The organism is Maribellus maritimus (assembly GCF_022267315.1).
Taxonomy (GTDB): Bacteria; Bacteroidota; Bacteroidia; order Bacteroidales; family Prolixibacteraceae; genus Draconibacterium; species Draconibacterium maritimum.
Window position 1 is genome coordinate 25,445 of record NZ_JAIKLE010000054.1, and the last position, 6,677, is coordinate 32,121.

The window sequence follows — 6,677 nt, forward strand, 5'->3', positions numbered from 1 at the left end:
TCGTTAATATTAATTTCGTTTTGTATTTCAGTTTCAATTTAATATTTCAATCTTTTGCCTATTTATAATTTAAATTTGTAGGAAGGAATTTTTCAACAAATTCAACGGTTTGATTTTTTCTGCGTGCATAATCCTCAATTTGATCTTTACCCACTTTTTCAAGGCTAAAATACCTTGATTCCGGATGAACAAAAAATTCGCCCGAAACGGATGCGTTGGGATACATTGCAAAATGTTCGGTTAAGGTAATTCCAACCTCCTGTGCTTTTAGCAGATTGAAAAGGTTTTCCTTTTCAGAATGTTCCGGACACGCCGGGTAACCCAATGCCGGTCGGATTCCCTGGTATTTTACTTTTAGTAAATCATCAAGCGACATGTTTTCTTCCGGAATGTAGCCCCAGTATTCTTTCCGAACCAGTTCGTGTAATTTTTCGGCAAATGCTTCACTCAAACGATCGGCCAGCGCTTCCAGCATAATGGCGTGGTAGTCATCGTTGTTTTGAATGTATTGTTCTTTCCATTTTTCAATACCAATACCGGCTGTGGTTGCAAACCCGCCGCAGTAATCAATTTTGCCTGATTCAAGCGGAGCAACAAAATCGGAAAGACAGAAGTTGGCCAATCCTTCTTTTTTCTTTTCCTGCTGGCGGAAATGGAAAAATCGCCCGGCCTCTTTTTCACGGTTTTCGTTTTCATATAAAACAATGTCATCCTTGTCGGTATTTGCCGGCCAGATTCCAAACACCGCATTTGCCTGCAACATTTTCTTCTCGATAATTTCATCAAGAAATGCGTTGGCTTCGGCTAATAGTTTTCGCGCTTCTTCTCCTTGTTTTTCATCATTTAAAATTTGCGGATAATGTCCTTTTAAGCCCCAGGTCAGAAAAAAGAAAGTCCAGTCAATGTATTTCCGCAGTTCTTTCAACGGATAATCAATCAATTGTTTTACTCCTGTAAAATTAGGTTTATATATCGGGCTTGTTTCCCAATTGATTTTATACTTATTCTTTCGCGCTTGTTCCAGTGTTAAATATTCTTTGGCTTTTCGCTGCCCCTGAAATTCGCGAATTTGGGCGTAATCTTCTTTTACCGAGTCGATATATTTTTGATTTTTTGCAATCAGATTCGAAACAACATTAACTGCCAGAGACGCATCTTTTACATGGATTACCGGATTTGAATATTCAGGTTCTATTTTTACTGCTGTGTGAATTTTTGATGTGGTTGCACCGCCAATCAGAACCGGAATATCCATTTTGCGGTTTTCCATTTCTTTGGCAATTTCTACCATAATTTCCAGCGAAGGAGTAATCAATCCACTCAATCCAATTACGTTTACATTTTCTTTAATGGCAGTGTCAAGAATTTTTTCTGTAGGAACCATCACACCCAGATCGATAATGTCGTAATTATTACAACCCAGCACCACTCCTACAATATTTTTTCCGATATCATGAACATCACCTTTTACAGTAGCCATCAACACTTTTTTTCGATTGTCGATGGTTTTAAGTTTTGCTTTGTCCGCTTCAATATATGGAAGCAGATAGGCAACCGCTTTTTTCATTACCCGAGCCGATTTTATAACCTGTGGCAAAAACATCTTTCCTGAACCAAATAAATCACCAACCACATTCATCCCGTCCATTAGCGGTCCTTCAATAATATTTAGTGCCGGCTGGTAGATTTTTACTGCCTCGGCCATGTCTTCATCCACAAACTCCGGGATTCCTTTTACCAGCGAGTGTTCAATTCTTTTTTCCAAAGGCAATTCACGCCATTGGTCTTTTTTCACTTCTTTGGTTCCTTCCGATTTTAGTGTTTCGGCAAATTCAAGCAGGCGCTCGGTTGCATCCTGTCGTTTATTTAAAACCAGATCTTCAATTTTTTCAAGAAGATCTTTTGGAATTTCGTCGTAAATCTGCAGCATACCCGGATTTACGATTCCCATGTCGAGCCCGGCTTTTATTGCATAAAACAGAAATACCGAATGCATCGCCTCACGCACAATATTATTTCCGCGGAAAGAAAAAGAAACGTTACTTATTCCGCCACTGGTTTTTGCAAGAGGCAGATTTTCTTTTATCCATCTCACCGATTCAATAAAATCAACAGCGTAATTGTTGTGTTCTTCAATACCGGTTCCAATGGTCAATACATTGCTGTCGAAAATAATATCCTGCGGCGGAAATTTAACTTTTTCAGTAAGAATTTTGTATGCGCGGCTGCAAATTTCAATACGGCGTTCGAGGTTGTCGGCCTGACCTTTTTCATCAAAAGCCATAACGATTACGGCCGCACCATATTTTTTGATGGTTCTGGCCTGGTAAATAAAATTTTCTTCGCCTTCTTTTAAACTGATAGAGTTTACAATGGCTTTTCCCTGCAAACATTTTAATCCGGCTTCAATCACTTTCCACTTCGAAGAGTCGATCATCACCGGGAGTTTTGCAATATCGGGCTCGGCCATCAACAGGTTTAGAAATATAACCATTTCTTTTTCGGCGTCGAGCATGGCATCATCAAAATTGACATCAATAACCTGTGCTCCGTTTTCAACCTGCGCCCGTGCAATGGAAAGCGCTTCTTCGTATTTTTTTTCTCCGATTAATCGCGCAAATTTTCTGGACCCGGCAACATTACACCGTTCGCCAATATTTACAAAGTTGGTGTTTTCAGTTAAGGTAACCGGTTCGAGGCCGCTTAAGTGAGTGTAACTGTCGGCATGCCTTATCTCGTGTGGTTTGGCATTTTTTGCGATTTTTGCAAACTCCTGGATATGGTCAGGCGTAGTTCCGCAACAACCACCAATAATATTTACAAAACTGTTGTCAAGATAGTCTTTTAAATATCCGGCCATTATTTCCGGCGTTTCGTCGTAGCCGCCAAACTGGTTGGGAAGTCCGGCATTTGGATGGGCGCTGATATGAAAAGGTGCCTTGTTGGAAAGCTCTTTAACATATGGTCTCAAGTCGGTTGCACCCAACGAGCAGTTTAGCCCAACACTTAATAAATCGACATGTGAAACCGAATTCAAAAATGCTTCGAGTGTCTGTCCTGAGAGTGTACGTCCGCTGGCGTCGGTAATCGTTCCGGAAACCATCAGCGGGAGATTTATATTTCTCGCCTCCAAAGCTTCTTCTACAGCAAAAATGGCTGCTTTTGCATTGAGTGTATCAAATACGGTCTCAATCAGAATTAAATCCACGCCTCCGTCGAGCAATCCTTCCAGTTGTTCCCGGTATGCTTCTTTTACTTCGTCGAAAGTAACGGCACGGTACCCGGGATCGTTCACATCAGGTGAAAGCGAAAGGGTTTTGTTTGTTGGCCCGAGCGAGCCTGCAACAAAACGAGGCTTCCCCGGATTTTTATCCGTAAACCGATCAGCAGCTGTTCTGGCAATTTCAGCTGAAGCTTTGTTTATATCATACACATATTTTTCGGTATGATAATCAGCCTGAGAAATGCCGGTTGCATTAAATGTATTGGTTAAAATAATATCTGCTCCGGCCTCCAGATAGCGCGAATGAATTTCATCTACAATTTCCGGTTTGGTAAGCGCCAGGATATCATTGTTTCCTTTTTGGTCAAATTCAAAATCTTTTAAAACCTCTCCGCGATAATCCTCTTCAGTCAATTTATACTCCTGAAGTAGTGAGCCAGTTGCTCCGTCCATTACCAGCACCCGGGTTTCCAATTCTTTTTTTATGTTTTTTGTTCTGTTCATCTGGTTCCTTTTTTGATCAAAATAATTTTGATACTCTTCGTGTAATTAAATCTTCATGAGATTTTTGGGAAAATCAGCAAATTAGCTTCAATTCAACGTTATCTTATTTCAATAGCCTTATTTCAAAGTCACCCCGAATCCCAATCTGATCTTCACAAATTATCAAAAGTGATTTTATTTCGGGATATTTTTCCGCCATATTTATTACTTTTTCCACATCGTTTGGCGATTTTACCTTATTTCCAAAAGCGGTGGCAAATGCATCGGCGAGAACAACATCGTCGCAAATAACAACTACAGCATCAGCTTTTCCGGCACTAAATGAAGGTCCTATAGTTCCGGCCGATGTACATATACCAAATTCACTCATACCGTCGGGAATGGCTAAGCCAATTCTTTCGGAAAGCGGTGAATTACCAGCAAAAACGGATAAAACCAACTCTTTGTTCAGTAAAGCAAAAATATCGCCTCCGTTTTCAACAATTATTTCTTCTGTCTGAAAGTTTTTTTTGAGTTCTTTTCCTATCTCTCTGGCAAATAACCCTGCCACTGTGGCCATTGGACCGATGCCTGCTTTCTCTGCAGTTGAAGCCATTTCTTTAGCTTCCAGTGGCGCATTCTCGGAAGGGTGGAACGGCTTTAAACTTTTTTTGAAAAAGGGCTCAGTTTTTATATACTCATCCAGTTTTTTACGCAACGATTTAATTTTTGAAAACGCGATTTCTTTCATTTCCGGTTTGAACGAATCCGGATTTACACCAATCCATAGATCGGTCTCCTTAAATTCTACTTCAAACCCGGTAAATCGCCCGGTGTTAAATTGGGTTCGGTATGTTCGTTCTTTAAACATATCAGTTAAAATCGATTTTAAACAGTTTTAACGGGCAGGCTGGAATACAAAGTTCGCAAACCACGCATTTGTTTTTGTCGAAGTTCAGTTTCCAGTTTGTTTTGTTCATTGTAAGTGCTCCGGCAAAACAAACGGCGGTGCAGTTGCCGCAATCGATACATTTTTCTTCCTGAAAATAAATTCGTTTGTCCAGTGGCTCGCATTTTATTTTGTGGCTAACAATGTATTCAACACCTTTTTCAATATTTTCTTTTTTACCCTGTAGTTCGAGCAGTAAACTCCCCCGTTTGCCCGGGAAAACTTCAGCTTTTAGAATATTGATTCTGATGTCATAGTCTTTTACAAGATGATAAGTGAATGCTTTATCGCCACTTTCAGGCGGAAAATTTAAAATAAATCTTTTTTTAATCATGGTCAGCCTCCGTTTCTTTTAAGCTTTTTAGTGATGTGTTTTGTGGAAACATTTGAACCGGTTTGCTGATTTCAAAATTACCTGTTTCCAGCCATTCTTTTAGTTCATTTGCAATTTTTCGTGCTTTAGAAAGGCTTGCAACCGGCGCTGTTCGAATCTTTTTACCGCCTATTTTAATCGAACCGGAACGAAGTTCTTCGTAGGAAACCTCTCCCAGCTTAGGTGTTCCAACTGTTCCGTAGTCGAGAACCGACGATTGTATCTGGCTGTTGTTTACCGAAACCCGTTTGGCTATTTCTACATTTAATACAGGAATAGGAATTCCGATCCCTACAAACATACTAACGCCGTATTTTTCGTAGTAGGCAGCCTGAATATATTCCGGCGACATTTCTTTCAAGTTCCCCATTACAGCAATAGTAGCTGCGTTTGTAACCGGAACACCAAGTTCATTTTTAGGTCGGGTGGTATGAAATTGTGTTCCGGGCCAAACAACAAACCCTTGTGTCCCGCCAAGAAAAATGCGTGTTCCGATTCCGATGGTTTTAAACTCAGGGTCGTTGAGAAGCGGACTCAGTTCGCCAGAGGTGGAATAAGTAGCATTCCGCAAGTTTGGCAGCAAGGTCCCCATATAGGTATGAATCATTTTTTTTGTTGTGTTTACAGCTACATTGTAATTTTGGTAGGCGTTTCGCGGATTAAAAAGAATCAATTCATTTATCGTATTGATATTGATTTTTGTTTTGATGTGTTTCCGTGGGTAGCAGTCGGTGCCTTTCCCCCAGGCTTCCAAAACAATATCTTTCCCTTCCAGTAAATCCTGAATAACATGAGCTCCGCCGTAAGTTGGATTGTCCGGGTCACAAGCTGTTGCTCCGATGTAGGAATCAACAGCAGCCAGGCCTTCATAACAGGGAACACCGTTTAAACGAATTTTTTCCATCCGGATAGGAGGTGTTGAATGACCAAAATTAACAATCGCCCCGGAAGAGCACATGGCTCCAAAAGTTGCAGTGGTAACCACATCCACCTTTTCAACAATTTCTTCGGGACTGGCTTCCTGTGCCATTTTTGAAACCTCTTCTGCAGTTAAAACCACTGCTTTTCCATCCTTTAGTTTTTGGTTAATTTCTTCGTAGGTTTTTATTTTTGACATTTTATCTCGTTTTCATTTATAAATAAAAGTGAAATTCTATCAAGTTGAACTCAAAAAATACAGGTTAACATTTTTATTTGTTGGCTGTTAATCGAGCAATCTTGATTTTTTTGAATAGCTATTGAAATGCGGTTAAGACCGCTTTTTCATACACATATTTGTTCCGTGCATATAGCTGATAAAAAATAATTTGTGTAGTTGTCTTTTCATGATCGTGTTCAAATTATAATTCCGTTACCGGCCGGGTATTGGCACCTTGTCCATTTTGGGATGGTTGCCAGAGTTTCTTCGAGCCCGATCTCTCCACTCTTCTGTATAATCAAACACTCGGTGAAGAATATTTGATATGCTGCAAAATTAGTTGAAAAATGCGGATTTCAAATGTTTTTTCAGCAATGAGTATAAAACATTATATTTTGGTAATGATTTTCAAACATTTTGTTTGTGTATTTTCACGCAAAGTTGTAAACTTGCACTCCGAAATCTGATATTTATAAAATAATATCATTCCGGGCCTATAGCTCAGTTGGTT

Annotated in this window: 4 protein-coding genes and 1 riboswitch; all 4 genes read right to left on the reverse strand. The window is 39.9% G+C overall.

Annotated features, from left to right (window positions below; all coding sequences use genetic code 11):
- Positions 1-58 precede the first annotated feature (58 nt).
- The 4 genes from metH to K5G00_RS26845 all read right to left on the reverse strand — a co-directional run bounded on the left by metH (position 59) and on the right by K5G00_RS26845 (position 6,145).
- A complete protein-coding gene (gene metH, locus K5G00_RS26830; protein ID WP_238769576.1) occupies positions 59-3,727 on the reverse strand; it encodes a methionine synthase in 3,669 nt (1,222 codons plus the stop codon).
- A 103-nt stretch (positions 3,728-3,830) separates the two neighbouring features.
- Positions 3,831-4,577, reverse strand: coding sequence for a UPF0280 family protein (locus K5G00_RS26835; protein ID WP_238769577.1), 747 nt, complete (start codon positions 4,575-4,577; stop codon positions 3,831-3,833).
- 1 nt (position 4,578) lies between these two features.
- Positions 4,579-4,989 (reverse strand): NIL domain-containing protein, encoded by a 411-nt coding sequence (locus K5G00_RS26840; protein ID WP_238769578.1) that lies wholly within the window; start codon positions 4,987-4,989, stop codon positions 4,579-4,581.
- Entirely contained in the window at positions 4,982-6,145 is a 1,164-nt protein-coding gene (locus K5G00_RS26845) for a homocysteine biosynthesis protein (protein WP_238769579.1), read from the reverse strand. The genes K5G00_RS26840 and K5G00_RS26845 overlap by 8 nt, the downstream gene beginning before the upstream one ends.
- A gap of 220 nt (positions 6,146-6,365) precedes the next feature.
- Positions 6,366-6,467: riboswitch (SAM riboswitch) on the reverse strand.
- Positions 6,468-6,677: the final 210 nt, after the last annotated feature.